Origin of the sequence: Amycolatopsis sp. NPDC049688 (assembly GCF_040674975.1) — a bacterium.
In the GTDB taxonomy this organism is placed as follows: Bacteria; Actinomycetota; Actinomycetes; order Mycobacteriales; family Pseudonocardiaceae; genus Amycolatopsis.
The window spans coordinates 98,434-124,735 of the sequence record NZ_JBFANY010000009.1 but is presented as its reverse complement, the minus strand read 5'-3'; the positions used below and the strand labels follow the sequence as shown (position 1 = coordinate 124,735).

22 protein-coding genes are annotated in these 26,302 nt (G+C 72.9%); 17 read left to right on the top strand and 5 right to left on the bottom strand.

Going from position 1 to position 26,302, the window contains the following annotated elements:
• Positions 1 to 69: 69 nt before the first annotated feature.
• On the bottom strand, positions 70 to 1,662 hold the full coding sequence (locus tag AB0J55_RS27190) for an ABC-F family ATP-binding cassette domain-containing protein (protein ID WP_364254148.1): 1,593 nt from the start codon (positions 1,660 to 1,662) through the stop codon (positions 70 to 72).
• Positions 1,663 to 1,857: 195 nt separating this feature from the next.
• On the opposite strand from AB0J55_RS27190, the gene AB0J55_RS27185 reads away from it, so the two are divergent.
• Positions 1,858 to 2,880, top strand: a complete 1,023-nt coding sequence (locus AB0J55_RS27185; RefSeq protein ID WP_364254145.1) for an NAD-dependent epimerase/dehydratase family protein — start codon at positions 1,858 to 1,860, stop codon at positions 2,878 to 2,880.
• Between the two features lie 9 nt (positions 2,881 to 2,889).
• Here AB0J55_RS27185 and larC read toward each other — a convergent pair whose 3' ends face one another.
• Both larC and larB read right to left on the bottom strand, forming a co-directional pair.
• Positions 2,890 to 4,071, bottom strand: a complete 1,182-nt coding sequence (gene larC, locus AB0J55_RS27180; RefSeq protein WP_364254142.1) for a nickel pincer cofactor biosynthesis protein LarC — start codon at positions 4,069 to 4,071, stop codon at positions 2,890 to 2,892.
• Positions 4,068 to 4,766 carry a nickel pincer cofactor biosynthesis protein LarB gene (gene larB / locus AB0J55_RS27175; protein WP_364254139.1) on the bottom strand — a complete coding sequence of 233 codons (699 nt, stop codon included), beginning with the start codon at positions 4,764 to 4,766 and terminating at the stop codon, positions 4,068 to 4,070. Before larB ends, larC begins: the two co-directional genes overlap by 4 nt.
• Positions 4,767 to 4,963: 197 nt before the next feature.
• Here larB and AB0J55_RS27170 point away from each other — a divergent pair, with 197 nt between their 5' ends.
• On the top strand, positions 4,964 to 5,782 hold the full coding sequence (locus AB0J55_RS27170; protein ID WP_364254136.1) for an ExsB family transcriptional regulator: 819 nt from the start codon (positions 4,964 to 4,966) through the stop codon (positions 5,780 to 5,782).
• Positions 5,783 to 6,021: 239 nt separating this feature from the next.
• A complete protein-coding gene (locus tag AB0J55_RS27165; protein ID WP_364254133.1) occupies positions 6,022 to 7,866 on the top strand; it encodes a BTAD domain-containing putative transcriptional regulator in 1,845 nt (614 codons plus the stop codon).
• Positions 7,867 to 7,924: 58 nt separating this feature from the next.
• Here the strand turns inward: AB0J55_RS27165 and AB0J55_RS27160 are convergent, their stop codons facing one another.
• Positions 7,925 to 9,190 (bottom strand): pentapeptide repeat-containing protein, encoded by a 1,266-nt coding sequence (locus AB0J55_RS27160; RefSeq protein ID WP_364254130.1) that lies wholly within the window; start codon positions 9,188 to 9,190, stop codon positions 7,925 to 7,927.
• 194 nt (positions 9,191 to 9,384) lie between these two features.
• On the opposite strand from AB0J55_RS27160, the gene AB0J55_RS27155 reads away from it, so the two are divergent.
• The 14 genes from AB0J55_RS27155 to AB0J55_RS27090 all read left to right on the top strand — a co-directional run bounded on the left by AB0J55_RS27155 (position 9,385) and on the right by AB0J55_RS27090 (position 25,949).
• Complete coding sequence (locus AB0J55_RS27155; RefSeq protein WP_364254127.1) at positions 9,385 to 11,049, top strand: class I adenylate-forming enzyme family protein; 1,665 nt, start codon at positions 9,385 to 9,387, stop codon at positions 11,047 to 11,049.
• A complete protein-coding gene (aroF, locus tag AB0J55_RS27150; RefSeq protein ID WP_364254124.1) occupies positions 11,046 to 12,113 on the top strand; it encodes a 3-deoxy-7-phosphoheptulonate synthase in 1,068 nt (355 codons plus the stop codon). Before AB0J55_RS27155 ends, aroF begins: the two co-directional genes overlap by 4 nt.
• Positions 12,114 to 12,143: 30 nt before the next feature.
• Entirely contained in the window at positions 12,144 to 14,072 is a 1,929-nt protein-coding gene (locus tag AB0J55_RS27145; RefSeq protein ID WP_364254121.1) for an FAD/NAD(P)-binding protein, read from the top strand.
• Positions 14,069 to 15,373: a lyase family protein gene (locus tag AB0J55_RS27140; protein WP_364254118.1), complete on the top strand. Its 1,305-nt coding sequence runs from the start codon at positions 14,069 to 14,071 to the stop codon at positions 15,371 to 15,373. The genes AB0J55_RS27145 and AB0J55_RS27140 overlap by 4 nt, the downstream gene beginning before the upstream one ends.
• On the top strand, positions 15,370 to 16,449 hold the full coding sequence (locus AB0J55_RS27135) for a branched-chain amino acid aminotransferase (RefSeq protein WP_364254115.1): 1,080 nt from the start codon (positions 15,370 to 15,372) through the stop codon (positions 16,447 to 16,449). Before AB0J55_RS27140 ends, AB0J55_RS27135 begins: the two co-directional genes overlap by 4 nt.
• Positions 16,446 to 17,042, top strand: coding sequence for a disulfide bond formation protein DsbA (locus AB0J55_RS27130; RefSeq protein ID WP_364254112.1), 597 nt, complete (start codon positions 16,446 to 16,448; stop codon positions 17,040 to 17,042). Before AB0J55_RS27135 ends, AB0J55_RS27130 begins: the two co-directional genes overlap by 4 nt.
• A gap of 10 nt (positions 17,043 to 17,052) precedes the next feature.
• The gene (locus tag AB0J55_RS27125; protein ID WP_364254109.1) at positions 17,053 to 18,300 is read left to right on the top strand and encodes an ATP-grasp domain-containing protein; all 1,248 of its coding nucleotides are present in this window, start codon (positions 17,053 to 17,055) and stop codon (positions 18,298 to 18,300) included.
• Between the two features lie 74 nt (positions 18,301 to 18,374).
• The gene (locus AB0J55_RS27120; RefSeq protein WP_364254107.1) at positions 18,375 to 19,586 is read left to right on the top strand and encodes an ATP-grasp domain-containing protein; all 1,212 of its coding nucleotides are present in this window, start codon (positions 18,375 to 18,377) and stop codon (positions 19,584 to 19,586) included.
• A complete protein-coding gene (locus tag AB0J55_RS27115; RefSeq protein WP_364254105.1) occupies positions 19,583 to 20,830 on the top strand; it encodes an MFS transporter in 1,248 nt (415 codons plus the stop codon). Before AB0J55_RS27120 ends, AB0J55_RS27115 begins: the two co-directional genes overlap by 4 nt.
• Before the next feature lie 19 nt (positions 20,831 to 20,849).
• Positions 20,850 to 22,184 (top strand): hypothetical protein, encoded by a 1,335-nt coding sequence (locus AB0J55_RS27110; protein ID WP_364254102.1) that lies wholly within the window; start codon positions 20,850 to 20,852, stop codon positions 22,182 to 22,184.
• A gap of 16 nt (positions 22,185 to 22,200) precedes the next feature.
• Complete coding sequence (locus AB0J55_RS27105; RefSeq protein WP_364254099.1) at positions 22,201 to 22,875, top strand: cyclase family protein; 675 nt, start codon at positions 22,201 to 22,203, stop codon at positions 22,873 to 22,875.
• Positions 22,868 to 24,034: a DUF362 domain-containing protein gene (locus AB0J55_RS27100; RefSeq protein ID WP_364254096.1), complete on the top strand. Its 1,167-nt coding sequence runs from the start codon at positions 22,868 to 22,870 to the stop codon at positions 24,032 to 24,034. The genes AB0J55_RS27105 and AB0J55_RS27100 overlap by 8 nt, the downstream gene beginning before the upstream one ends.
• Positions 24,031 to 25,371, top strand: coding sequence for an anthranilate synthase component I family protein (locus tag AB0J55_RS27095; RefSeq protein WP_364254093.1), 1,341 nt, complete (start codon positions 24,031 to 24,033; stop codon positions 25,369 to 25,371). Before AB0J55_RS27100 ends, AB0J55_RS27095 begins: the two co-directional genes overlap by 4 nt.
• Positions 25,368 to 25,949 (top strand): aminodeoxychorismate/anthranilate synthase component II, encoded by a 582-nt coding sequence (locus AB0J55_RS27090; protein ID WP_364254090.1) that lies wholly within the window; start codon positions 25,368 to 25,370, stop codon positions 25,947 to 25,949. Before AB0J55_RS27095 ends, AB0J55_RS27090 begins: the two co-directional genes overlap by 4 nt.
• Here AB0J55_RS27090 and AB0J55_RS27085 read toward each other — a convergent pair.
• Entirely contained in the window at positions 25,946 to 26,215 is a 270-nt protein-coding gene (locus AB0J55_RS27085; protein WP_364254087.1) for a hypothetical protein, read from the bottom strand. The two genes, AB0J55_RS27090 and AB0J55_RS27085, sit on opposite strands and share 4 nt — an antisense overlap.
• Positions 26,216 to 26,302 lie beyond the last annotated feature (87 nt).

Below are 26,302 nucleotides of genomic sequence, written 5' to 3'. Positions count from 1 at the left end.
GGGTGACTTCACCACGCTAGGAATCGCGGCACACCCGCGGCGACCGTCGCCCGACGTCACCCTTGTACGTCACCGCAGCTCGCCGTCCTCGAGCCGGAGCCACCGGGTGATCCCGATCCCGGCCAGGAAGCGCTCGTCGTGGCTGACGACGACGAACGCGCCGCGGAACGCCGTCAGCGCGCTCTCCAGCTGCGCCGTGCTGACCAGGTCCAGGTTGTTCGTCGGCTCGTCCAGCAACAGCAGCTGCGGGGCCGGTTCGGCGAACAGGACGCAGGCGAGCGTGGCGCGCAGCCGTTCCCCGCCGGACAGCACGCCGGCCGGCCGGTGCACCCGGGAGCCGCGGAACAGGAAGCGGGCCAGCAGGTTCATCCGCTCGGCGGCCGGGAGCGCCGGGGCGGCCGCCGCCAGGTTCTCCGCGACGCTGCGGTCGTCGTCCAGCAGGTCCAGGCGCTGGGACAGGTACGCGATCCGGCCCTCGGCGCGGGTGACGGTGCCGGCGTCGGGTTCGAGGTCGCCCTGCACCAGCCGCAGCAGCGTCGACTTCCCCACGCCGTTCGGGCCGGTGAGGGCGATCCGCTCGGGGCCGCGGATCGCCAGCTCGGCGCCGTCGCCGAAGAGGTTCCGCACCCGCAGGCCCTCGCCGAGAAAGAGCGTCCGGCCCGCCGGGACCTCCGTCCGCGGCAGCTGCAGGCTGATCTTCTGCTCGCTGCGCAGTTCCCGCTCGGCCCGGTCGAGCTTGGCCTTGGCCGCGCCGACGCGCGCCGCGTGGGTGCCGTCCGCCTTGGCCGCCGACTCCTGCGCGTTGCGCTTCATCGTGCCGGCGAAGATCTTGGGCAGCCCGGCGTTGCCGAGGTTGCGCGACGCGGTGCTCGCCCGCCGCGCGGCACGCTCGCGGGCCTGCTGCAGCTCCCGTTTTTCGCGCTTGACCTCCTGTTCGGCGCTGCGAATGTTCTTCTCGGCAACCTCCCGCGCGGCGCGGACGGCTTCTTCGTAGGCGGTGAAATTGCCGCCGTGGAACCGGATGCCGTCGCGGTCGAGCTCGGCGATCCGGTCCATCCGGTCGAGCAGCGCGCGGTCGTGGCTGACCACGAGCAGGCAGCCGGACCAGTCGTCGAGCACGGCGTAGAGCTTGCGGCGCGCGTCGAGGTCCAGGTTGTTGGTGGGCTCGTCCAGCAGCAGCACGTCCGGGCGCTTCAGCAGCTGCGCAGCCAGGCCCAGGGACACGATCTGCCCGCCGCTGAGCGTGCCCAGCGTGCGGTCGAGGGCCACGTCGGCGAGGCCGAGCCGGTCGAGCTGGGCGCGGGTGCGTTCCTCGATGTCCCAGTCGGTGCCGATGGTGGTGAAGTGCTCCTCGGCGACGTCCCCGGATTCGACGGCGGCGAGTGCGCGGAGCACCGGGGCGACCCCGAGAACTTCGGCGACGGACGGCTCCCCGCTCAGCGGCAGGTCCTGCGGGAGGTAGCCGAGCAGGCCGTCTGCGACGACGCTGCCGCCGGAGGGCTTCAGGACGCCGGCGACGAGCTTCAGCAGGGTCGTCTTGCCGGCGCCGTTCGGGGCGACGAGGCCGGTGCGGCCCTCCGGGAAGGTGGCGGACAGGTGGTCGAAGACGGGGGTGTCGTCCGGCCAGGAGAAGGACAGGCCGGACAGCACGATTTCGGACACGGCGAAGACCTCGATGGGGTGAAGGGCGAAAAGGGGACGTCGACAGCGGCCCGCACCGGCTCGGCCGGGGGCCTGCGGACTCCGGGGCTACCCGGAGATGTCGACGTCACCTGCCACGACTGCACTCCTTGCGCAAGGGATCTTCCTCCCGAACATAGCAGGATTGGCGGGCCGCGCCCCGGGTAACCGCCCCGGATGCGCATCGTGGTGACCGGAGCAACGGGCAACATCGGGACCGGGGTCGTGCGCGCGTTGCACGCCGACCCGCAGGTCGAGGCCGTCGTCGGGCTCGCGCGGCGGCCGGCCGACGGCATCGTCACGGCCGACGTCGAACGCGACGACCTCGTGCCGCACTTGCGCGGTGCCGACGCCGTCGTGCACCTGGCGTGGCTGTTCCAGCCCACCCGCCGTCCCGAACGCACCTGGCGCGCGAACGTCCTCGGCTCGATGCGGGTGTTCGAAGCGGCGGCGATGGCGGGCGTGCCGAAGCTGGTCTACACCTCGTCGATCGGGGCGTATTCGCCGCGCGAGGACGACGAGCCGGTCACCGAGGACTGGCCGACGCACGGCTGGCCGGGAGCGGCCTACACCCGGGAAAAGGCTTACCTGGAGCGCTATCTCGACGCGTTCGAGGCCCGGCACCCGAAGCTGGAGGTCGTCCGGATGCGGCCGGGTTTCGTGTTCCAGCGCAGCGCCGCGACCGAACAGCGGCGGCTGTTCGGCGGGCCGTTCGTCCCGGGTTCACTGGTGCGGCCGGGCCTGGTCCCGGTGGTGCCGGACGTCCGCGGTCTGCGCTTCCAGATCGTGCACACCGACGACCTCGCCGACGCCGTCCGCCGGGCGGTGACGCGGCCGGTGCGCGGCGCGTTCAACATCGCGACGGGCCCGGTCGTCGACCCGAAGTTCGCGGCGGACCTGCTGGGCGCGCGCACGATCCCGGTGCCGGCGGGCGTGGTCCGGGCGGCGGTGGACGCGGCCTGGCGCCTGCACGCGATCCCGGCCACCCCGGGCCTCTTCGACGCCGTCATGCGGCTGCCGATCATGGACGCGAGCCGGGCGGAGTCCGAACTGGACTGGCAGCCCCGCCACGACGCCGCGTTCACGCTGCAGGAGTTCCTCGCCGGGCTGCGGGAGGGTGCGGGGGCGGAGACGGCACCGCTGGCCCCGGACCGCCACCGGTTGCACGAGATCGCCACCGGAGTGGGCCGGCACCCCTGACGGCCGCCGTCACAGGGCCGCCGCGCGCACCTCGTCCAGCACCCGGCGCAGCGGCTGACCGCTCGCCTCCGCGGCCGCCTTCACCTCCTCGTACTCCGGCTGGGTCGTGACCACCTCGCCGTTCAGGTACCCCCGCTTCACGCTGACCGGCGTGCCCCGGTAATCGACCGTGACGCTGTCCCGCGGCAGCGCCCGCCGCTCGACCGGGGACAGGCGGACCCCCAACGTCGACGTGTGGGCGAAAACCGCCGCGCACACGCCGTCGACGCGGTCTTCGGCCGCCAAAGCCGTGAGGACCACGCCCGGCCGTCCCTTCGGGGCCGTCACCGGGGCGCACCAGGCGTCCGCCGCGCCCGCACCGCGCAGCGCGGCCAGGATTTCCGGCCACAGCCGGGGATCGAGGTCGTCCACCGTGGTCTCGACGACCGTCATCGCCGCCGACACCCACGCCGGCGCCGGGGCCGGGCCCGCGCCGACGACCACGCGGACGACGTTCGCGTGGCCGGGCGGGTCGGCGGTGCCCGCGCCGACGCCGACCCGCTGCGGCACGCACGCCGGCATCGGGCCGTAGGCGCCGGCCAGCGTCACGAGCAGCGCGGCGCCGGTCGGCGTGCACAGCTCGCGCGCGGCCGGGTGCGCGGCCACCGGGGCGGCCGCGGCGGTGAGCAGCGCCAGCACCGCGGGCGGGGGCACGGTCAGCCGGCCGTGCGCCGCGGACACCGTGCCGCCGCCGACGGCGATCGGCGACACCGTGACGGTCGCGGCCAGCAGGCCCAGCGCGTCCAGCCCGAGCGCGCAGCCCACGATGTCGACGATGGCGTCGAGCGCGCCCACCTCGTGGAAGTGCACCCGCTCCGGCTCGATGCCGTGCACCGCGGCCTCCGCCTCGGCCAGCCGGCCGAACACGTCGGTGGCGAACCGCTCCGCCGCCGCGGGCAGCGCGGCCGCCCCGATCAGCTCGAGGATTTCCGGCAGGTGCCGGGCGTGCCGCGTCTCCGGCGCCTCGACGACGACCTGCCGCGCGCGCAGCCCGTGCCGCCGCACCACCTGTTCGGTGAGCCGGACGTCGTCGATGCGCAGCCGCGCCAGTCCGGTGAGGACGGCGTCGAAGTCCGCGCCCGCGTCGACCAGCGCGGCCAGCAGCATGTCGCCGGCGCACCCGTTGCCGGCGTCGATCCACCCGATCGTCACGACGCCACCGACTGCCGGGCGATGCGTGCCGCGGCGACGCCCGCGCCGAAGCCGTTGTCGATGTTGACCGTCACCACGCCGGGCGCGCAGCTGTTGAGCATGGTGAGGAACGCGGTCAGCCCGTCGAGGTGCCACCCGTAGCCGACGCTCGTCGGCACCGCGACCAGCGGCGTGCCGCACAGTCCACCGAGGACGGTCGGCAGGGCCGCCTCCATCCCGGCGATCGCCACGACGGCGTCGGCGGCGGCGATCCGGTCGCGTTCGGCCAGCAGCCGGTGCAGCCCGGCGACCCCGACGTCGACGACGAGGTCCGGCTCCGCGCCGAAGACCGCGACCGTCGTGGCGCACTCCCGGGCGACGGGCAGGTCCGAGGTGCCCGCGCACACCACGGCCACCCGGCCGCGCGGTGCGGGCAGCGGCCCGAGCGTCACCGTGCGGCCCGCGTCGTCGATGTCCGCGCCGGGCAGGGTTTCCCGGCACCGCACCCGCGCCTCTTCGCCGACGCGGGTGGCCAGCACGGCCCGGCCGGGATGGGCCTGGTGCAGCCGCGCGAGCGCCGCGCCGATCTGCGCCGGTGTCTTCCCCGCGCCGAACACGACCTCCGGATCGCCGGTACGGGCGGCGCGGTCGAGGTCCAGCCGGGCGAATCCGAGATCCGCCGTGGCGGCGGTCGTCGTTGCCTCTGTCGATACCACGGCCGACACGGTAGTGAGCCGCCGCGCGCGGTGTAAACGTCGTGCCGGGGATGCCGCACGAATACGGCAATGGCTTGACTCGGGACAACCACCACGATCGACTTACCGCACGCGCAGTTTCCTCTGATCGGAGTACCCGTGCTTTTTCCCCGGCCGAACCGGCTCAGTGTGACCACGCGACCAGCGGAAATGCCGTAATGCGCGCCGGAATCGAAGATCGGTTGCTGACCGGGGTCCGCGCGCTGGGCAGTGCGGCGGTCGCGTTCTCCGGCGGCGTCGACTCGGCGCTCGTGCTGGCCGCGGCCGTGCGGGCGCTGCCGGCCGGCCGCGTGCTGGCCGCGATCGCCGACTCGCCGAGCCTCGCGCGCGCGGAACTGGTTGCCGCGCGGGAGATCGCGGCCGGTCTCGGCGTCGAGCTGGCCGAGGTGCCGGTCGCCGAGCTGGCGGTTCCCGGCTACCGGGACAACGCCGGCGACCGCTGCTACTTCTGCAAGCAGACGGTGCTGACCGCGATCGGCGGGCTCGCGCACCGGCGCGGCTTCGCGCACGTGGCCACCGGAACGCACGCCGACGACCACCGGGCGCTGCACCGCCCCGGCCTGCGCGCCGCCCGTGAGCTGCAGGTCGTCGAGCCGCTGGCCGCGGCCGGGCTGGGGAAGGCGGACGTCCGGGCGCTGGCCGCCGCCTGGTCGCTGCCCGTGGCGGACAAGCCGTCGGCACCGTGCCTGGCCTCGCGCATCTCGGCCGGGGTGCCCGTCTCGGTCGGCCGGCTGGGCCTGGTGGAACGCGCCGAGATCGCGGTGCGCGCCCGCCTGGCCGAGGCCGGGATCCAGCCGCGTGACCTGCGGGTCCGCCTGCTGGGCGAGGGGTTCCGGGTGGAGCTCGACGCCCCGGCGCACGCGGCCGTCGGAGCGGGGCTCGCCACGGCACTGGTCACCGAACTGGGCGGGCTCGGGTTGTCCGGTCCGGGCGCGATTTCGGTCTACCGCGCGCCCGCGCTCACTCCGCCACGGTAGTCGCCTGCTCATTTTCCGTGACTTCTGTGGTCATTTTTACCGTCGTCTCGCGGGATGGGGAGAAATGCCGGGTTCGCGGGCCGGTATCGGCTGATCGGTATTCGCCGCCGAATGGCCGCCGTCAAATCGCCATCGTGCTTTCTTCGTTTTGCGGGGTTTGTTTTTCGGCTATGTTCCTACAGTCCGCGCCAAGGTGCTGCGAACGGTAGCCGTGCGCGTACGGTGGGGAGGATCGGAAAGTGTACTTCCAGTTGCTCGGCACCCTGCGGGTCCAGCACGACGGCCGCCGGGTGGACCTCGGCGGCCTGCGCCAGCAGCGGCTCCTGGTGATGCTGCTGCTCGACGCCGACCGGGTGGTCAGCGCCGACCGGCTGCTCGAGGCCATGTGGGACGACGAGCCGCCGGTGACGGCCCGCCGGCAGCTGCACAACGCCGTCGCCGCGCTGCGCCGCAGTTTCGGGGCGGCCAAGCACATCGTCGTCAAGGACGGTCCCGGGTACCGCATCACCGTGACCGCGCAGGACGTCGACGCCCACCGGTTCACCACGATGGTCGCGGCGGCTTCGGCGGCGGCCGCGACCGGGCGCACCGAGGTGGCCGTGGAACTGCTGGAGGCGGCGCTCGCCCTGTGGGACGGGCCGGCCCTGTCGGGGCTGAACAGCCCGGTGTTCGAGATCGTCGCCGCGCGGTTCGAGGAGAACCGGTTGTCCGCGGCCGAACGGCTCTTCGGGTTGCGGCTGGACGGCGGTGACGCGGCGGCGGTGGTGCCGCAGCTGGGGGAGCTCGTGTCGCGGCACCCGCTGCGCGAGGAGACCCGCAAGCTGCTGATGCTCGCCCTGCACCGGTGCGGCCGCACGGCCGACGCGCTCAACACCTACGAACAGGGCCGCCGGCTGCTCCGTGACGAGCTGGGCGTCGACCCGGGCGCGAGCCTGCGCGGGCTGTACGAACGGATCCTGCGCGACGACCTGCCCCGCCGGGCACCGGCGACGGCGGCGGAAACCGCGCCCGGCGGCCGGTCCTTCCTGCCCTACGACACCGCCCACTTCACCGGCCGCGCCGACGAACTGCGCTTCCTGACCGGCTGCCGCCCGGCCGGGACCGCGCTGAGCATCCTGGCCATCGACGGCATGGCCGGCGTCGGCAAGACGACCCTGGCCGTGCGGCTGGCCCACCAGCTGGCGCACGGGTTCCCGGAGGCGCACCTGTTCGTCGACCTGCACGGGCACACCGCCGGTCAGGAGCCGCTGGAGCCCGGAGCGGCGCTGGAGCGGCTGCTGCTGGACTTCGGGCTCGCGCCGGCGCAGATCCCCCGTGACACCGGGCAGCGCGCCGCGCGCTGGCGGGCGGAGGTCGCCGAGCGGCGGGTGCTCGTGGTGCTGGACAACGCCCTCGACGCCGGCCAGGTCCGCCCGCTGCTGCCGGGCACCGGCAAGGCCCAGGTGATCATCACGAGCCGGCGGCGGCTCGCCGGCCTCGACGGGGTGACGTCCCGTTCGCTCGACGTCTTCCCGGCGCGGGACGCGGCGGCGCTGTTCACCCGGGTCGCGGGCGCCGACCGCACCGCGCACCGCCCGGACGCGGTCGCCGAGGTGGCCGCGCTGTGCGGGCACCTGCCGCTGGCGGTGGGGATCGCGGCGTGGCGGTTCCACAACCGGCCGGCGTGGTCGCTGGAGGACCTGGTGTTCCGGCTGCGCGACCCGGCAGGCCGGCTCGCGGAGCTCCGCCTGGGCGACCGCAGCGTGGCTTCGCAGTTCGAGGTGTCCTACCGGAACCTGTCGCCCGGGCAGCGCCGGCTGCTGCGCGTCCTGGGCTGCACCGCGCACCCCGGCGAGGAGTTCGACGCGGGCACCGCGGCGCTGCTGCTGGACCAGCCGGTGCCGGAGGCGGAGCGGCTGCTGGAGGAGCTGTTCGACGCGCACCTGCTCCGCCAGCGGGCCGCGGGCCGGTACCACTTCCACGACCTGGTCCAGGAACACGCGCGCACGAAGGCCGACGATCCGGACCGCGAGGACGGCCTGCTGACGAAGATCGGCCGCACCACGCTGCCCGCGGTGACCAAAGTGGAGTGCCGCCTGAGCTGAACGCGGGCAGGGCCGACCGGCTTCCGGGGCGGAGGCCGGTTTTTTCGTGCTCGAGCGGCTATCTTTTCGAGTTGGTCAGGTCTGCTCCGGTGAGGTCGGCGCCGTCCATCTCGGCTCCGCGCAGGTCTGCGCCCCGCAGGTCTGCGCCCGACAGTTTGGCCCCTCGCAGGTCTGCATTTCTCAGATCGGCGCCGCGCAGATTTGCATACTGGAAATCTGCGTTCGACAGGTCTGCATATCTGAGCGACGCTGCCGTGAAGTCGGCGCCATTGACGTTGACGCCACTGAAAATTGCGAAATCCAGCTTGCTTCCCGTGAAATCTGCGCCTGCAAGTTCTCGTACTGCGGCAAAGGATGCGTATCGGAGATCCGACTCGCGGAGAATGGCTTGGAGTATGACCGCGTTGGCGAACTGGGCCAGAACGAGTTTGGCGCCTGAAAGGTTGGTGGCTTGCAGGAACGCGCCGTCAAACCGTGTTCCTAAATCCTTGCCTCCCAAGCTGTCGAAGAAGTGCCGATCAGCGCTGGGTGGGTGCGCATTGATGATTTCCACAATACCTTTTGCCGAAAGATCCGCCTTCTGCAGGCTGACCTTGCTGAGGTCTGCGAGGCGGAAATCCGTGTTGAGCAGTACTTGGCGATCCAGGTTGCTTCTCTCGAGGTCAAGATTGCTGAGGCGTAGAGCGGAAAGGTCGGTGACAGCGGTAAGGCAGATCCCGGTGAGGTCGGCTCTGGATCCACGTGGCTCGAGCGCATCGGCTCGGCGACCCAGAACGGTGAGCGCGGAGCGGACGTCGGTGGGGAGCGGTGCGGGTGTTCCCGTATCGGTGGAACCCTCGGGTGCCGGGCATGCATTTGAGTCGGATGACGAACTGACGTGGACGCGAACAAAGGCGGACAACACCTCGAAAACGGTGAGTCGATCCCTGGTAGAGTCGCGGGAGAGTAGTTCGAGTGCGTAGATCCCGCCCAAGCGGATGTCGAGTTTGTCCGAGCCGAGTTGTTCAACGGCGCGGCCGAATCGATCGGTGTACTGACCTTGCTCGGTGACTGCGTTTTGCCGGCGGGTGGCGTCGAGGGTCTGGTTGGTGATGTAGACGGCCGCAATCGCGGCGGCGCCGGTACCAATGGTGGCAAGAGTGGTGAGTGCCTTCGCGGCTTTGCCCCAGCCAGTCCAACTACCGACACGTCGAAGCCCGATTGGCTGATGCGGCGGTACTGCGGGCTCCGGATCGACGGGTTGGGGACGATTGAGCCGGCTCGCGCGCAAACCGCGGGAGGGGATCGGGCTGATTGACGTCACACGTAGTCGACGATCGGTCACGAGCACAAGTCTCCCAGACCTTTCCTCGCCCGCCCTCGCGAGTGCTGTCGACGCGGTAGGAGCCGATGAGCGGCCGCCGATGCAGCGCCGATGCGCCGGGGAGGCCGCGCCGATGGCCGCGCCGGGCAGGCTCGGTGGCGGATCCGAACCCCCGGTCCCGGCGCCGTCGCGGGCCCGCACCAGAAAGTGACGACATGGAGTTCACGCACCGCACCGTCCTGAGCCCCGAGCTGCGGGCCCAGGTGCTCGAGGACCCGGCGATCGGGGGCGGGAACCTGCTGCCCGCCATGCTCGAGCTCAACCCCTGCCCGGACGAGCCGTTCATCCACTCCCTCACGCCGATCCCGTACCCCGGCGGGGAAACCCGGCACTGGTTCAGCCTCCGCGACCTCGACCACCTCGTGCAGAGCTGGTCGGTCTGGTACCTGGAGCGGGGGGTGCGGCCGCGCGACCGGGTCGCGGTCTTCCCGCCCGACTCCATCCAGTACTTCATCCACCTCTCCGCGCTGGCCCAGATCGGCGCGATCTCGATGCTGATCAACAGCAACGCCAACCGCGACAGCGCGGTCGCCCTGATCGAGCGCAGCGGGGCGATCGGCCTCTACACCGACGACGAGCGGCTCGCCCGGATCACCGGCGACCTCGACCGGCTGAACCTGAAGTGGGTCGAAACCCGCCAGGACGGCCCGCCGCCGGCCGTGCTGCCCGACGCCGACCGGTTCCGGCACCACCCGGACGACCCCGTCGGCCTGATGCACTCCTCGGGCACGACCGGGCTGCCGAAGCCGGTCATCCACACCCACAAGACCATTTTGGACGGTCCGAAGTGGCGGGCGGTCAACTACAAAGAAGAGCCACGGGCCGTCATCCTCAACGCGCTCCCGCAGTCGCACCAGGGGTGTGTCTCGTTCAACGCCTACACCGTGCTCGGCGGGCAGCCGATGGTCGTCTGGCGGGACGTCTCCGGGGCGGAGCTCGCCCACGCCGTCGAGGCGCACCAGCCGACCATGGTGATGGCGTTCGGGCACGCCTACCCGGAACTCGCCGCCATCGAGACGCCCGAGGGTGCGCTGGACTCGGTGAACATCTGGGTGTCCATGGCGGACGCCATCCACGAGCGGCACCTGAAGGAGATCCTGGGCCGCCGGTCGCCGGACCGGCCGCCCGCCGCCTTCCTGGACCGGCTCGGCACCACCGAGCTGGGCTGGGGCGTGCTGATGCAGCCCCGCACCCTGGCGACCGAGCGCAACGACCGCTGCGTCGGCAAGTCGGTGGGCTTCGCCGAGGTCGCGATCGTGCGGGAGAACGGCACGCTCGCCGAACCGTACGAATTCGGCCTGCTCGGCGCCAAGCCGCCGTCCATGACCGTCGGCTACTGGGGCAACCAGGACACCTACTACCGCAGCAAGCTGGCCGGCTACTGGCTGACCGGCGACGTCGCCTACCGCGACGAAGAGGGCAACTTCTACCAGGTCGACCGCGCGGTGGACGTGGTGCACACCGCCGCCGGGCCCGGCTATTCGGTGCAGATGGAGGAACTCATCCTCAACGAGGTCGCCGGGGTCGAGGACTGCACGGTGGTGGCCGGGCGCCACGAAGGCGAAGAGGTCGCTGTCGCCGTCGTCACCGGGGACGGCGTGGACGCGGAAAAGGTGCTGTTCGCGGCCAACGAAGCCCTGCGCGCGCACGGCAAGCCCGAGCTGTCCGTGGTGGAGGTCGCCACCGCCGACGAGGACTTCCCGCTCGGCGTCACCGGCAAGTCCCTCAAGCGCTACCTGCGGGACAAGTACCGCGACCTCGCCGTCCACGTCCGGGACCGCCGGGGCCGGCACCTCGCGACGATCGACGCGCTCGCATGACCGCGGCGCAGGCGCAGCAGGACCTGCTGCTCGTGTTCGACGAAACCGTGACCCGCGCCGACGTCGACGGCTGGCTGCGGCACCTGAGCTTCGCCGGCGCGCCGACGCGGGTGTACCGGCTCGGCGCCAGCCACGTGCTGCCGGTGTCCGGAGTGGACAGTGAAGAACTGCTCGCGGCGGCGCCCCACCTGCCCGCCCCGACCCGGCAGGTGGTGCGCGGCGGCGCGGCGTGGCTGGGCGGCCGTCCGCTGCGGCCCGCCGGGACCCGGGTGTCCCTGGGGCCGGCCACGATCGGCGACGGCTCGGTGGCGGTGATCGCCGGGCCGTGCGCGGTCGAGACGCCGGAGCAGATGACGGCCACCGCGGAGCTGGTCGCCGAGCACGGGGCCGTCGCCCTGCGCGGCGGGGTGTTCAAGCCGCGCACCTCGCCGCACTCCTTCCAGGGCCTCGGGTTCGGCGGGCTGGACCTGCTCGTCGAGGCCCGGCGGCGGACGGGCCTGCCGTTCGTCACCGAGGTCGTCGACGCGGAGCACGTCAAACGGCTGGCCGAGGTGGTCGACGGGTTCCAGATCGGCGCCCGGAACATGCAGAACTTCGCGCTGCTGAGCGCGGTCGGCCAGACCGGCCTGCCGGTGGTGCTCAAGCGCGGGTTCGGCTGCACCGTCGAGGAGACCCTCGCCGCCGGCGAGTACCTGCTGCTGGAGGGCAACGACCAGGTCGTGCTGTGCGAGCGCGGCATCCGCACGTTCGAGCCGTCGGCGCGGTTCACCCTCGACCTGACGGCGGTGGCGCAGTGGAAGCAGCACACGCACCTGCCAGTGATCGTGGACCCGAGCCATTCCGGCGGCCGCCCGGAACTGGTCGAGCCGCTGTCGCTCGCCGCGGTCGCCGCGGGGGCGGACGCCCTGCTGATCGACGTCCACGTCCAGCCGGAGCAGGCGCTGTGCGACGCGAACCAGGCGTTGCGGCCGGAGCAGTTCGCCGGGCTGATGACCCGGCTCGCCGGGGCGGCGGCCGGGCTGGGCCGAAGCCTGCAGGAACGCCGAAGCCGGCAGGAACGCTGAGGGCCCGCGCGGCCAGGGAGCAGGAGAACAGTGTCCGGTGAGACGTCGGAGATCGCCGTGGTCGGGCTCGGCCCGCGCGGGCTGTCGGTGGCGGAACGCCTGTGCGCCAACGCCGTCGGGCTCGTGCCGCCGGGACGGCGGCTCGTCGTCCACCTCGTCGACCCGCACCTGGCCGAGGGCGGCCGGGTGTGGCGGAGCACGCAGGACCGCCTGCTGCTGATGAACACCGTCGCCTGCCAGGTGACCATGTTCGTCGACGAGAGCGTCGGCTGCGCGGGCCCGGTCGTGCCCGGCCCGAGCCTCTACGAGTGGGCGCGGTCGATCGCGCTGCTCGGCACGCCGCACGTGCCCGCCGTCGTCCGGGCCGAAGCCGCGGCGCTCGGGCCGGACGACTACCCGTCCCGGGCGTTCTTCGGCAGCTACCTGCGCTGGACGCGGCGGCGGCTCACCCGGATCGCGCCGCCGTCGCTGCGGTTCGCGGCGCACGAGGCGCGGGCCGTCGACGTCCGGGACACCGGGGCCGGGCGGCAGGAGGTCGTCCTGGACGACGGCACGGTGCTCGGCGGCCTCGACGCCGTCGTGCTCGCCCTCGGGCACCTGCCGCACGAACTCGGCCCGGCCGAGGCGGAGCTGAGCCGGTACGCGGACCGGCACGGCCTGCGGTACCTGGCCCCGGGCAACCCGGCCGACACACCGCCGTGCGACGCCGCCCCCGGGGAACCGGTGCTGCTGCGGGGGATGGGCTTGAACTTCTTCGACCACCTGGCCCTGCTGACGCTCGGCCGCGGCGGCGCGTTCACCCGGACGCCGGCGGGCCGGCTGACCTACGTGCCGTCCGGCCGGGAACCCCGGCTGGTCGCCGGTTCCCGGCGGGGCGTGCCGTACCAGGCCCGGGCCCGCAACGAGAAGGGCGCCTTCGGCCGCCACGAGCCGCGGTACCTCACACCCGCGGTGATCGAGCGGCTGCGCAACGGCGGGGACTTCCGCCGGGATGTCTGGCCGCTGATCGACCAGGAGGTCCGGACGGTCTTCTACGCGGCCCGGGTGCGGGAACAGGGGTGTGCCTGCGACGCCGGTGAGTTCACCGAGGCGTTCGCGGCCGCCGGACCGGCGCGCGTGCCGCCGGCCGGGGATCCCCTCGACGTCCGGGAGACCGAGGCCCAGCGGATCGTCCTGGCCAAGTTCGGGCTCGAAGGGAGCTGGGACTGGCGCACCCTCGCGAACCCGTACGCGGCCGCCGACCTCGCGTCGACGCCGGCGTTCCGCCACCGCCTCCGGTCCCTTGTGGACAGTGAGCTGGCGGAGGCGGCGAAGGGCAACGTGACCGGGCCGCTCAAGGCGGCGGCCGACGTCCTGCGCGACCTCCGCAACGAGATCCGGCTGGTCGTCGACCACGGCGGGATCTCCGGCCGCTCCTACCGCGACGACCTGCAGCGCTGGTACATGCCGCTCAACGCGTTCCTGTCGATCGGGCCGCCCGCCGAGCGCGTCGAGCAGTTCGGCGCGCTCCTCGACGCGGGCGTGCTCGAGGTGCTCGGCCCGGACCTGCGGGTCGAGGGCGACGGCGGCCGGTTCGTGGCGTGGTCGGCGGCGTGCCCGGACGTCACCGTGTCCGCGACGACGCTGATCGAGGCCCGCCTGCCGGAGACCGACCTGCGGTGCACCACCGACCCGCTGCTGCGGGCCCTGCTCGCCCGCGGGGAGGGGCGCCCGTACCGCAACGGGGAGTACGTCACCGGCGGCCTGGCGGTCACCCGGCGGCCGTACCACGTGCTGGACGCGCGGAACCGGCCGCACCCGCGGCGGTTCGCGTTCGGCGTGCCGACCGAGGCGGTGCACTGGGTGACCGCGGCCGGCATCCGGCCGGGCGTCGATTCGGTGATCCTCGGCGACGCGGACGCCATCGCCCGCTCGTGCCTGCAGGTGGCGGCGGACGTCGATTCGGGGAGGGCGGCATGAGCGGATGGCTGGCTCCGGCGTGGGCCGGGACGGGTGCCGAGGCGCTCGTCGACGACCGCGCCCTGCTGACCGCGATGCTCGCCACCGAGGTCGCTCTCGCCGAGGCGCAGGCCGAGCTGGGCGTGATCCCCGCGTCGGCGGCGGCGGCGATCCGCGCCGCCGCGGTGCCGGAGCCGGACCTGGCCGCCGGGGTGCGGGCGACGGCGAACCCGGTGGTGGCGTTCGTCGCCGCGCTCACCGCGGCCGTCGGCTCGGACGCCGCCGAATACGTGCACCGGGGCAGCACCAGCCAGGACATCCTGGACACCGCCCTGATGCTGCTCTGCCGGGCCGCCTTCGGCCGCATCGAGCGTGACCTGCTCACGACCGCCGCGAGCCTGGCCGGGCACGTCCGCGCCCACCGGGACACGCCGATGGCCGGGCGCACCCTGACCCAGCACGCGGTGCCGGTCACCTTCGGGCTCAAGGCCGCGACCTGGCTGCACGGGGTGCTCGACGCGGTCGAGCGCCTGCGCCGGGTCGCGCTGCCGGTGTCGCTCGGCGGCGCGGCCGGAACCCTGGCCGCGTACCAGGAGTACAGCTCCGCCGAGGCGGCACTGCGGCTGCCCGACCTGGTCGCGCGACGGCTGGGCCTGGCCCCGCAGGTGCTGCCCTGGCACGGGATCCGCACGCCGATCGCCGACGTCGCCGCCGCGCTGCTGGTCACCACCGGCGCCCTCGGCAAGATCGCCGCCGACGTGCTGGTGCTGTCCCGCACCGAAATCGGCGAGGTCATCGAGGCCCCGGCGCCGGGCCGCGGCGCCTCCTCAGCCATGCCGCAGAAGCACAACCCGGTGTTTTCGACGCTGGTGGCGACGGCGGCCCGGCAGCTGCCGCCGCTCGCCGTCGTGCTCTTCGGGTCGATGGCCGCCGAGGACGAGCGGTCCGCGGGCGCCTGGCACGCGGAGTGGCAGCCGCTGCGGGACGCCCTGCGCATCGCGGCCGGCGCGGCGGCCAACGCGGCCTGCCTGGCGGAGTCGCTGCAGGTCTCACCGGCGGCCATGACGGCGAACCTGCAGCTCACCCGGGGCGCGATCGTGTCGGAGCGGGTCAACGCGGTGCTCGCGCCGAAGCTGGGCAAGGCGGCCGCCAAACGGCTGCTGGCCGAAGCCGCCGCCGAGGCCGGAGGACGCGAACTGGCCGAGGTGCTCGACATGGACGTACCTCCCGGCGTGTTCGATCCGGCCGCCTACACCGGGTTGTCCGGCCCGCTGGCCGACCGCGTCCTGGCCCGCTACGACGTCGTGAAGGAGAGCCGATGACCGCGCTCGAGCACGCCGGGCCCCGGCCCGCCGAAGAACGGGAAGCGCTGCTGCGCATGCCCGGGTTCGGCTCGCTGTGGTCCGATCACATGGTCACCGCGCGGTGGACCGCCGCGGACGGCTGGCACGACGTCCGCACCGGCCCGCTCGCCGCGTTCACGCTCCACCCGGCCACCATGGCGTTCCACTATGGACAGACGATCTTCGAGGGGCTCAAGGCGTTCTGGCGGCCGGACGGACAGCGCGCGCTGTTCCGCCCCGGCGACCACGCCCGCCGCTTCGCCCGGTCGGCGCGCCGGATGGCCATGCCCGAACTGCCGGAGGCGGACTTCCTCGCCGCCGTCACGGCCCTGACGCGCGTCGACCGCGAGTGGGTGCCGCAGGCCCGTGGCCACAGCTTCTACCTGCGGCCGTTCATGATCGCCGCGGAGACGCACCTGTCCAACCGGCCTGCCGAGGAGTACCTGTTCGCCGTCATCGGCAGCCCCGCGCGGCCCGCCACCGCCGAACCGGCGCCGATCCGGCTGTGGGCGTCGCCCGAGTACGTCCGCGCCGCCGACGGCGGCACCGGCACCATCAAGTGCGGCGGCAACTACGGCGGTTCCTACCTGGCCCAGCGCGAGGCCGCGGAGCACGGCTGCCACCAGGTCGTCTGGCTCGACGCGCGGGAACGCCGGTACGTCGAGGAGGTCGGCGGGTCCAACCTGTTCTTCGTCGAGGGCGACCGGCTCGTCACCCCGCCGCTGAGCGGCACGCTGCTGGCCGGCGTCACCCGCGACTCGATCCTGCGGCTCGCCGGCCGGCTCGGGCTGGCCGTCGCCGAGGAACCGGTCACGCTCGAAGACTGGGAACGCGGCTGCCGGGACGGCCGCATCACCGAGACGTTCGCCTGCGGCACCGCCCGCGCCGTCGCGCCGGTCGGGCACGCGGTCACGCCCGAGGGGGAGTGGGCCGTCGGCGACGGTGGCACCGGCCCGGTCACCCGCCGTCTGCTGAACACGCTGCTGGACATCCAATACGGCCACGCTCCCGACGACTTCGGCTGGCTGCACCCCGTCCGAGAGGAACCCTCGTGAAGGTCGACTTCTACTTCGATCCCGCCTGCCCGTTCGCCTGGATCACCTCGCGGTGGATCCTCGAGGTCGAACAGCGGCGGGACATCACCCTGCGGTTCCGCGTGATGAGCCTCGGGGTGCTCAACGAGGACCGCGAGCTCGAGCCGTGGTACCGCGAGTTCTGCGACCGCGCCTGGGGCCCGGTCCGCGTCTGCGTCGCCGCGGCGCAGACCTGCGGCGAGGAGGTGCTGCGCGACCTCTACACCGCCCTCGGCACCCGGATCCACAACGGACGGAACAAGGACTTCCCCGACGTCGTCGCGCAGGCGCTGGCCGAGGTCGGGCTGCCCGCGTCGCTCGCGGACGCGGCCGAAAGCACCGACTACGACGAAGCTCTGCGCAAGAGCCACGCCGAAGCGCTGGCGCCGGTCGGCGCGGACCTCGGCACCCCGGCCATCCACCTCGACGGCGTCGGCTTCTTCGGCCCGGTGCTCAACGCGATCCCGCGGGGCGAGGAGGCGGCGCAGCTCTTCGACGGGGCCGCCGCGCTCGCCCGCAACCCGCACTTCTTCGAGCTGAAGCGCTCGCGCACACCCGGTCTGAACTACGAGTGAGGGAACGGCGATGAAACGCATCGGGTTCGTCGAGTCGAACCGGGCCGGCTCGGGGTTCGACGCCCTGCGCGCGGCCCGCGCGCTGGGCCTGCACGTCACCTTCTTCAGCAGCGGGCTCGAGCGCTACCACGCCACGCCGGGCGGCACCGAGGTGCTGGAGAACTGCGTCGACGAGTTCGTGTCCTGCCCGACCCACGAGCTGGAACCGCTGCTGGCGGCGGTCAAGGCCGTGGACGCGCGGCAGCCGCTCGACGCCCTGCTCTCGGTGGCCGAGTACGAGGTGGTGCAGACCGCGGAGGCGGCCCGGCAGCTCGGCCTGCCCGGCCCGGACCCGGCCGCGGTCCGGATGGCCCGCAACAAGGCCGCCCAGCGGCGGCGGTGGGCCGAGCGGGGGGTGCCGGTGCCGGCGTTCCGCGTGGTCACCACGATCGCCGAGGCGGTGCGGGCGGCGGGCGAGGTCGGGTGGCCGTGCGTGGTCAAGGCGGTCGACGAGACCAGCGGCGCCCACGTCGTCCGGTGCACGACGCCGGGGGAGGTGGTGGCCGCGTTCGGCGCCATCCGGGCCGAGCCGGCCAACCGGCGCGGGCAGGCACGGGCGGCCGAGGTGCTCGTCGAAGAGTGCCTGGTCGGGTTCGAGGTCAGCGTGGAGGTGCTGGCCGATACCGGCGGCGTCCGCGTGCTCGGGGTGACCGACAAGATCGTCGGCGGCCGCAACCGGTTCGTCGAGCTCGGGCACAGCTTCCCGACGGCCCTGCCGGACGACGTCCGCCGTGAACTGGAGGCGGCCGCGGTGGCCGCGACCACCGCGGTCGGCTTCGACCTGGGCCTCGCGCACGTCGAGGTCAAGTACACCGCGGCCGGGCCGAAACTGGTCGAGCTCAACCCGCGGCCGGGCGGGGCCCGGATCACCGCGCTGATGGACCGCAGCTTCGGGCGGTCCACGATGGAGCTGCTGATCCGCCAGTCCCTCGGCGAGCCGGTCGCGGACCTGCCCACGCCGGCCCGCGGCGCGGCGATCCGGTACCTGACGGCGGAGCCCGGAGTCGTGGAGAGCGTCAGCGGCCTGGAGATCGCGGCCGCGGTGCCGGGCGTGTGCGAGGCGGTGGTGTCCGTCGGACCGGGCGCGCGCGTCGGACCGTTGCGGGTCAACGAAGACCGGATCGGGCACGTCCTGGCGACGGCGGCCGGCCCGTACCTGGCCGGCCGGCTCGCCGAGGCGGGGGCGCAGCAGATCGTGGTGACCACCCGCCGGGACTGACCGATGCGCGGCCGATGTCCCGCCGATGGCCGCGTCGGCGAGGCTGGTCACCGGAGTGCGACAGGAGGAGCGAGATGGCGAACCTGGTCATGGTCATGCCGTACCAGGCGTACCTGGCGAAGGCCCGGGCGGAAGGCTTCCGGGTGACCGCGCTGTGGGACACCACCGAAGCCCGCCGGCTGTTCGGCGCCGGGGCAGCGGAGTACCTCCGGCAGGTCGAGGCCCTCGCCGACGGCTTCCGCCTGGTCGAGTTCGCCGACCGGGCGGCCTACGCCGGCGCGATCCGCGCGGCGGTCCGGGAAACCGGGGCCGACCACGTCTGGCACGTCGGCAGCGAGGAAAGCATGCAGCTCGCCTACGGCGTCGCCGAGGAGCTCGGGCTGGCCGTCAACTCACCGCGGTCGATCGCCCTGCTCAACGACAAGCTCGTGATGCGCACCCTTCTGCGGGACAAGGGGATTTCGACGGTCCGGTTCGCCACCGCGGACCACTGGACCGGGGTCGCCGGCCTGCTGAAGGACTTCGAGCTGCCGGTCGTGGTCAAGCCGGCCGCGCTCTCCGCCAGCCGCGGGGTGCTGCTGCTCACCGACCCGGCGCAGCTGCCCGCGTGGGGCCGCGAACTCGGCGGCTACGCCGGGCCCGTGCTGGTCGAAGAGTACCTGCGGGGCCAGGAGTTCAGCGTCGAGACGATGACCGTGCGCGGCGAGCACCACGTCGTCGGCGTCACCCGCAAGCTGCTCGGCCCGCTGCCGCACTTCGTCGAACGCGGCCACCTCTTCGGCGAACCGGAAACGCCCGGGACGCGGCAGGTGGCCGCCCTCGCGGTGGAGCTGCTCGACGCCGCCGGGTACCAGTGCGGGCCCGCGCACACCGAGGTCATCCTGACCTCCGGCGGCCCGCGGATCGTGGAGTCGCAGGCAAGGCTCGGCGGGGACAAGATCCCGGACCTCATCGCGATCGCCCGCGGCTTCGACGTCAAGCGCGCGATGTTCGCCGCCCTCGCCGGGCGGACGTCCCTGCCGGAACCGGGCGGGCCGGTCGCGCACATCGCGTACTTCTCCTTCCCCGCGGGAACTCTGGCCCGAGTGTCCGGTTTGGACAAGGTCCGCGCCCTGGACTTCGTGCACACCCTGCACTTCCCGTTCGCCCCCGGGGACGTCCTCCCGGAGACGGTGAGCTCCAAGACCCGGCACGGCCACGTGATCCTCGCGGGTTCCGCGGACGCCGCCGAGGCCCAATCCCGCGCCGACCGCGTCCGCGCCCTGATCGAGGTGGAGGTCCGATGAGGCACTTCTTCGCACTGCACCGCAACGTCCGGCTGCGGATCGGCCTGGCGTTCGTCCACAAGCTGATCGACGCGATGATCCTCACCTTCATCGCGATCTACCTCGCCGCGCACGTCGGCGTCGCCCTGGCCGGCGCGCTGATCCTGGTGTTCGCCGTGTTCGCGGTGTTCGGCATGCTGACCGGCGGCCACCTGTCCGAACGGTTCGGCCGGCGCCCGGTGCTGATCACCGGTGACGTCGTCGGCACGACGTTCCTGGTGGTGATGGCGGTCGCCTACCACGCCGGCTGGGGCGCGCTGGCGGTCTACTTCAGCTACGCGATCGTCAAGTTCGGGACGAACCTCGCGCTGCCCGCGAACGACGCCACGATCATCGACGTCACCCCGCCGGCGGACCGCAAGTTCGTCTACACGGTCAACTACTGGATGATCAACCTAGCGCTGGGCACGGGTGCCCTGCTCGGCGCGTTCCTGTACAGCGCGCACTTCGGCGCGGTGATCATCGGCGGCGCCGTCGCCATGGCCTTCGCCCTCACCGTCACCGTCACGCTCGTGGCGGAGACGAAACCGGAGACGCCGCGGCCGCCCGTCAAGCTGACCGGGCTCGCCCAGTTCGTCGAGGGCTACAAGGTGGTGCTGGCCGACTCGACGTTCCGGCGGCTGATCATCGCCGCCACCCTGATCCTGACCCTGGAAGGGCAGCTGAGCACGGCGATCGGGATCCGGCTGTCGACGCACTTCCCGGTCCAGCCGGTGTTCGGGTTCGGCGCCGTCGACGGCGTGCAGATGCTCGGCATCCTCAAGGCGGTCAACACGGCCCTGGTCGTGGTGTTCGCGCTGGTCGTCAACACGCTGCTGCGGCGGATGCCCGACCGCACCCGCCTCTACGCCGGCATCGCGCTGTACGCGGGCGGGTTCGCCGTCCTCGCCGTCACGAACGACGCCTGGCTGCTGCTGGCCGCCGTCGTCGTGCTGACCGTCGGCGAGCTGATGAACCTGCCGGTCCAGCAGGCGCTGCTGGCCGAGCTGGCCCCCGAGGAGGGCCGGCCGCGGTACCTGGCCGCGTACTACCTGCACATCCGGTTCGGCCAGGTGGTCAACTCGGTGCTGATCAGCCTCAGCGCGGTGCTCGCCGCGCAGGCCATGGCCGCGATCTACCTGCTCTTCGGCGTCGTGGTCGTCCTGCAGTACCGGGTGATCCTGGCCCGCCGTCCGGCGCCGGCCGAGGCGTCCGTCTCCGTCTGAAACCCCCTGGGAGGGAACCATGTCGGCACGTGCCGATCGGGTCACCGAGGCCTACCTGGCCGGCTGCGCGGCGCCGGACGGCCCGCTGCGCCACGCGCGGGAGCAGCTGACGCTGTCGGACGCCCAACGCCGGTCGTGGCCGCGGCTGCTGCCCCGGCCGATCATCGTCGACGAGGCGGAGTACCGGGCGTTCGGCCGGGACCTCGTCACCGTCTTCGACCTGGTCACCAGCCTGCCGCAGCGGGTCTTCGACGGCGACTTCGCCCGGTTCCGGACCGCGCTGGGCATCGACGACCGGCACGCCGGGTTCATGTCCCGCCTGCTCGGCGAGGGGCCGCCGCCGCTGTACGGCCGGGCCGACGTCTACTACGACGGCACGGCGTTCAAGCTGCTGGAGTACAACATCGGCAGTGCGCTCGGCGGCCTGGACATGGTCGGCGCGCTGCCCAAGGCGTACCTGCGGGTCCCGGCGGTCGCCGAATTCGCCGGACAGCACGGCCTCGGCTACCTCGACATGGGCGCCGACCTCGCCGCGGCCCTGCGCAACGCGGGCAAGACGATCGGCGCGGGCGAACCGGTGGTCGCCATCCTCGAAAGCCCGGGCGGGCTGGAAACCTACGGCCGCCAGCGGCGGTCCGCCGCGGAAATGCTGCGGGACAACGGGCTCGACTGCCGGGCCGGGGAAATCGGCGACCTGGAGTTCCGCGGCGGCAAGCCGTACCTGGACGGCACCGGCGTCGACGTCATCCTGCGCTACTACGGGCTCGAGGAGATGCTCGGCCACCCGGACTGCGACGAGCTCCTGGAGCCGGTCTTCCGCGCCCACGAGGACGGCGAGGTCGTCGTCTGGACGCCGAGCAACGTGTACGGCAACAAGGGCACGCTGGCCATGCTCTCCGAACACGTCGAACTGTTCACAGTGGACGAACAGGCGGCGATCGGCCGCGTGCTGCCGTGGTGCCGCATGCTCGGCCGCCCCGGCGCCGGGCCGGACGCCGTCCGCATCGAGGAGTGCATGCAGCGGCAGGACCGGCTGGTGTTCAAGCCGACCGGGCTGTACGGCGGCCAGGGTGTCGTCATCGGCCGGGAGGTCGACGCGGCGACCTGGCGCGAGACCCTCGATGCCGGTTCGCGGACCGGCTCGCTGGTGCAGGAGATCGTCCGCCCGAACCTGGAGACGGTGATCGACCCGGACACCGGCGCCCGCAGCGAGTGGTACGCGCTCTGGGCCGCCTTCATGACGCCGTCCGGCCTCTCCGGCGGCGGGATCCGCGCGATCCCGCCCGGCGGCACGACGGTCATCACCATGAGCAACAACGCCAGCGTCCGCAACACGTGTCTTTTCACCTGCTGAGCAAGGAGATCCTCCGGTGGCCCGACTCGTCGACCTGACCCACGGCTTCTACGACGGAATGCCGTCCTACCCCGCCGACTGGTTCCCGAAGTTCGTCAGCGAGCATTCGATGACGCCGGAGACCGACCCGTACGGCACCAAGCGCACGTTCTCCTACCTGCACGTCTTCCCGCACAACGGGACCCACATGGAGTACCGGCTGCACTTCTACCCCGGTGCCGAAGGCATCGACGAGGTCCCGCTGGAGACGCTGATCGGCCGCGCCTGCGTCGCGGACCTGTCGGGCAAGGGCGAGCTGGAGCCGGTCACCGGCGAGGACCTGGAGCGGACGCTGCGGCCGGTGTGGCAGCCGGGCGACCGGCTCCTCGTGCGCACCGACTACCTGCGGCACAACTGGGGCCGCCCCGACTACTGGGACCGGCCGCCCTACCTGACGCCGTCGGCCGCGGAGTGGGCCATCGAAAACGGCGCGAGCCTCTTCGGTCTCGACTGCCTCACCGAACGACCCGGCGACGCCGAGTCGCCGGTGCACCACGCACTCCTCGCGGCCGGAATCCCGCTGCTGGAGTACGTCACCAACATGCACGAGCTGACCCAGCAGGTCGTGCAGCTGTTCGCACTGCCGACGAAGGTCGCCGGAGCCGAGGCGGCCCCGGCCCGCGTCATCGCCCTGGAGGAGACGGATGACTGAGCAGGTCGCCCTCACGGCCGTCGGTGACGACGCCGGCGTGCCGGACGGCCTGGACCGGCTGCTCGAGCTGCTCGGTGCGCCGCTGTCCGGGCTGCGGGCCGGGGACGAGGTGCTGATCAAGCCGAACCTCTTCCAGACGGCTCCGGGGTTCCACGTCCGCCCGGCGCTGCTGGCGGCGATCGCGAAGGTGGTCGCCGCGCACGGCGCCCGGCCGGTGATCGCCGAGCGCACGCACGCCATCTACGAGCTGCTGAACGACCACGAGGCCGCGGAGTACGCCCGGATCGTCAGCTTCGACGACCTGCCGCTGCGGATCACCGGCATCCCGGGTGCGACGTCGCTGCGGGTGCCGATCGCCGTCCCCGAGCTGATCCTCGACTGCGACTTCTTCATCGGCGTCCCGCAGCTGCGCACGCACGCGAGCGTCGTCTACTCCAACGCGATGAAGAACCTGGTCGGGCTGCTGCCCGGGTACACGACCCGGATCGTGCACATGGCGGGTGTCGACGAGTCCACTGTGGACCTGAACCTGATGCGGCCGCAGGACCTGGTGGTGTGCGACGGCACGACGGTGATCGAAGGCAACTACCCGATGGACGGCCAGGCGCGCGAGGCCGGGTTCCTCGCCGCGAGCCGCAACGCCGTCGCGCTCGACGTCGCCGTCGGCACGCTGGCCGGCTTCGACCCGGACAGCGTCGCGTACCTGCGGGACGCGCACGCGCGGGGGATGGGACCGCTGTCGCCGGACGACATCGAGCTGCTCGGCACGCCGCCGGCCGAGCTGGCGTTCGACATGGTCAAGGCGCCGGTCGAGATCGTCGTGCCGCGCGAGGGCATCCACGTCTACGCCGAACACGCGTGTCCGGCGTGCAGCCGGTTCGTGGCCGGGGCCATGAAGGCGCTGGCCGGTGAACTGTGCGCGTGGGACGGGGAAATGACGGTGATCTCCGGGCCGCAGGTGTCGCTGCCGCCGTTGCGCGGGGAAGTCGTGCTCGTCGGCAACTGCCTCTACGAGCGCCGGGACCTCGGGATCTTCGTCGAAGGCTGCCCGCCGCGGGCGATCCAGCTCGCCGCGTTCCGGTACGCCATGGGCAAGCCCGTCGGCGACCACGAGCGGACGCAGTTCCGGGTGCCGCCGAGCCGGGCCGTGGCCCGATGATCACGTCCGAGCTCGCCCCGGGGGACCGGCTGCACCGGCACGTCGTCCCCCTGGCCTCGGCGGTCGACCCGGTGGCGGCCGCCGCGGCCCTGCGCACGGCCGGGCGGGTCATGCTCACCGCCGGGGCCGGTGGCGCGGACCCGGTCCTCGCCGCCGGTGAGCTGGCCGTTCTTTCGCACCCCGGCGGCGGCACGCCGCTGACCGCCGCCGTGGACCTCCTGCAGGGCCTGGACCTCCCGCCGGAGGCCACCGGCGCCGAAGCCGCCTGGTTCGGCTTCCTCGGCTACGACGCCGCCCGCGACTTCGAGCGGCTGCCGAGCCGCCACCCGGCGACCGGCCGTCCGGGGTACGAGTTCTTCCTGCCCGAGGTACTGGTCCGGTTCGCCGAGGGGCAGGTGATCGGCCGCGGCGCGACCGCCGCGGCCGCCCGCACCGCGGCCGAGCAGGTCGCCCGGACGCTGAACGGCCTGGCGATCGCGCGGCTCGGCACGGTCGCCGTGGGCACCGGCCGGTTCGGGTTCGCCTACGACGAGTACGTCGACGCCGTCCGCCGCGCCCAGCAGCACATCCTCGACGGCGACGTCTTCCAGCTGGTGCTGTCGAACGGCTGGACCGCACCGGCCACTGTGGACGGACTTCGGGTCTACCGGCGACTGACGGAGATCAACCCGTCGCCGTACCACTTCTGGTTCGGCGGGCCGCACTTCGAGGCCGTGGGCGCGTCGCCGGAGCCGTGCCTGACCTTGACGGACGGGAATGCGCTGATCCGGCCGCTCGCCGGCACCCGGCCGCGCGGCCGCGACGAGCGCACCGACCGGCTGGCCGAAGAGGACCTGCGCGCGTCGGTGAAGGAGCTGGCCGAGCACCGGATGCTCGTCGACCTGGCCCGCAACGACCTCGGCCGGGTGTGCCGGGCGGGCAGCGTCTCGGTGGGACGGCTGATGGCCGTCGAGCGGTACTCGCACGTCATGCACCTGACGTCCGACGTGTGGGGCGAGCCGGCACCGGAGCGGGGCACCGACGAGCTGATCCGGGCGACGTTCCCGGCCGGGACGATGACCGGGACGCCGAAGGTGCGCGCGATGGAGATCATCGACACGCTGGAGCCGGCGCGGCGCTGGCTGTACTCCGGCGCGGTGGGCTCGTTCGGGGCGTCCCATGTGGACCTGTACCTGACGATCCGCAGCATGGTGTGGTGCGACGGCGAAATCCGCCTGCAGGCGGGCGGCGGCATCGTGCACGACTCCGACCCGGCGGAGGAGTACGCGGAAGTCCTGGCGAAGCTCGGCTCGGGCGCGCGGGCGCTCGGCGTGACGGTGGAAGGGACGGCCGCGTGATCTGCGTGCTCGACAACTACGACTCGTTCGTCTACAACCTGGTGCAGTACCTCGGCGAGCTGGGGGCGTCGTGCCGGGTGTTCCGCAACGACGAGGTGACCGTTGCGGAGATCGCCGCACTGGCCCCGGAGCTGGTGGTGATCTCGCCGGGCCCCGGTGCCCCGGCGGACGCGGGCATCTCGGTCGAGCTGGTCCGCGGGCTCGCCGGCCGCGTCCCGATGCTCGGGGTGTGCCTGGGCCACCAGGCGATCGCGACGGCGTTCGGCGCGAACGTGGTGCACGCGGCGGAGCCGATGCACGGCAAGTGTTCGGCGGTGGCCCACGACGCCCGCGGCGTGTTCGCGGGCCTGCGCAACCCGGTGACGGTGGCCCGCTACCACTCCCTGGTGGTGGACCCCGCGTCGCTGCCGGCCGACCTCGTGGTGACGGCGTGGTCGGACACGGGCGAGATCATGGGTCTCCGCCACCGGACGTTCCCGATCGAGGGCGTGCAGTTCCACCCGGAGTCGCTGTTCACCGAGGACGGCGTGGCGATGGTGGCGAACGCGATGCGCTCGCCGTCCTTGGTGCGCAGCTAGGCGAGTTCGGCGGAGACGACAGCCGGGAGCGTGCGCAGCCGGTCGAGCAGGGGCTCGGTCTCGTCGCCGGCCAGCAGGACGGAGCAGACCATGCTGCTCTCGCGGACACCGTCCTTGACGTCAACGGAAAACTCGTGGACGAGACGGCCTTCGAGCGCGCCGACCAGCGCGGGGATCTCTTCGGCACCCCCGACGAAGTAGGCGGCGATCCGGCGGCGCAGCAGCATGGCCGAGCGGGAGGCGGGAACGGCGAACGAAGTGGACATGGCGGATCTCCCGGGTTTCGAGAAGGGATGAGATCGGGGCCAGGTCCCGGAAAGCAGAGGTCGCCGACGCAGCGCGCCGGCGACCTG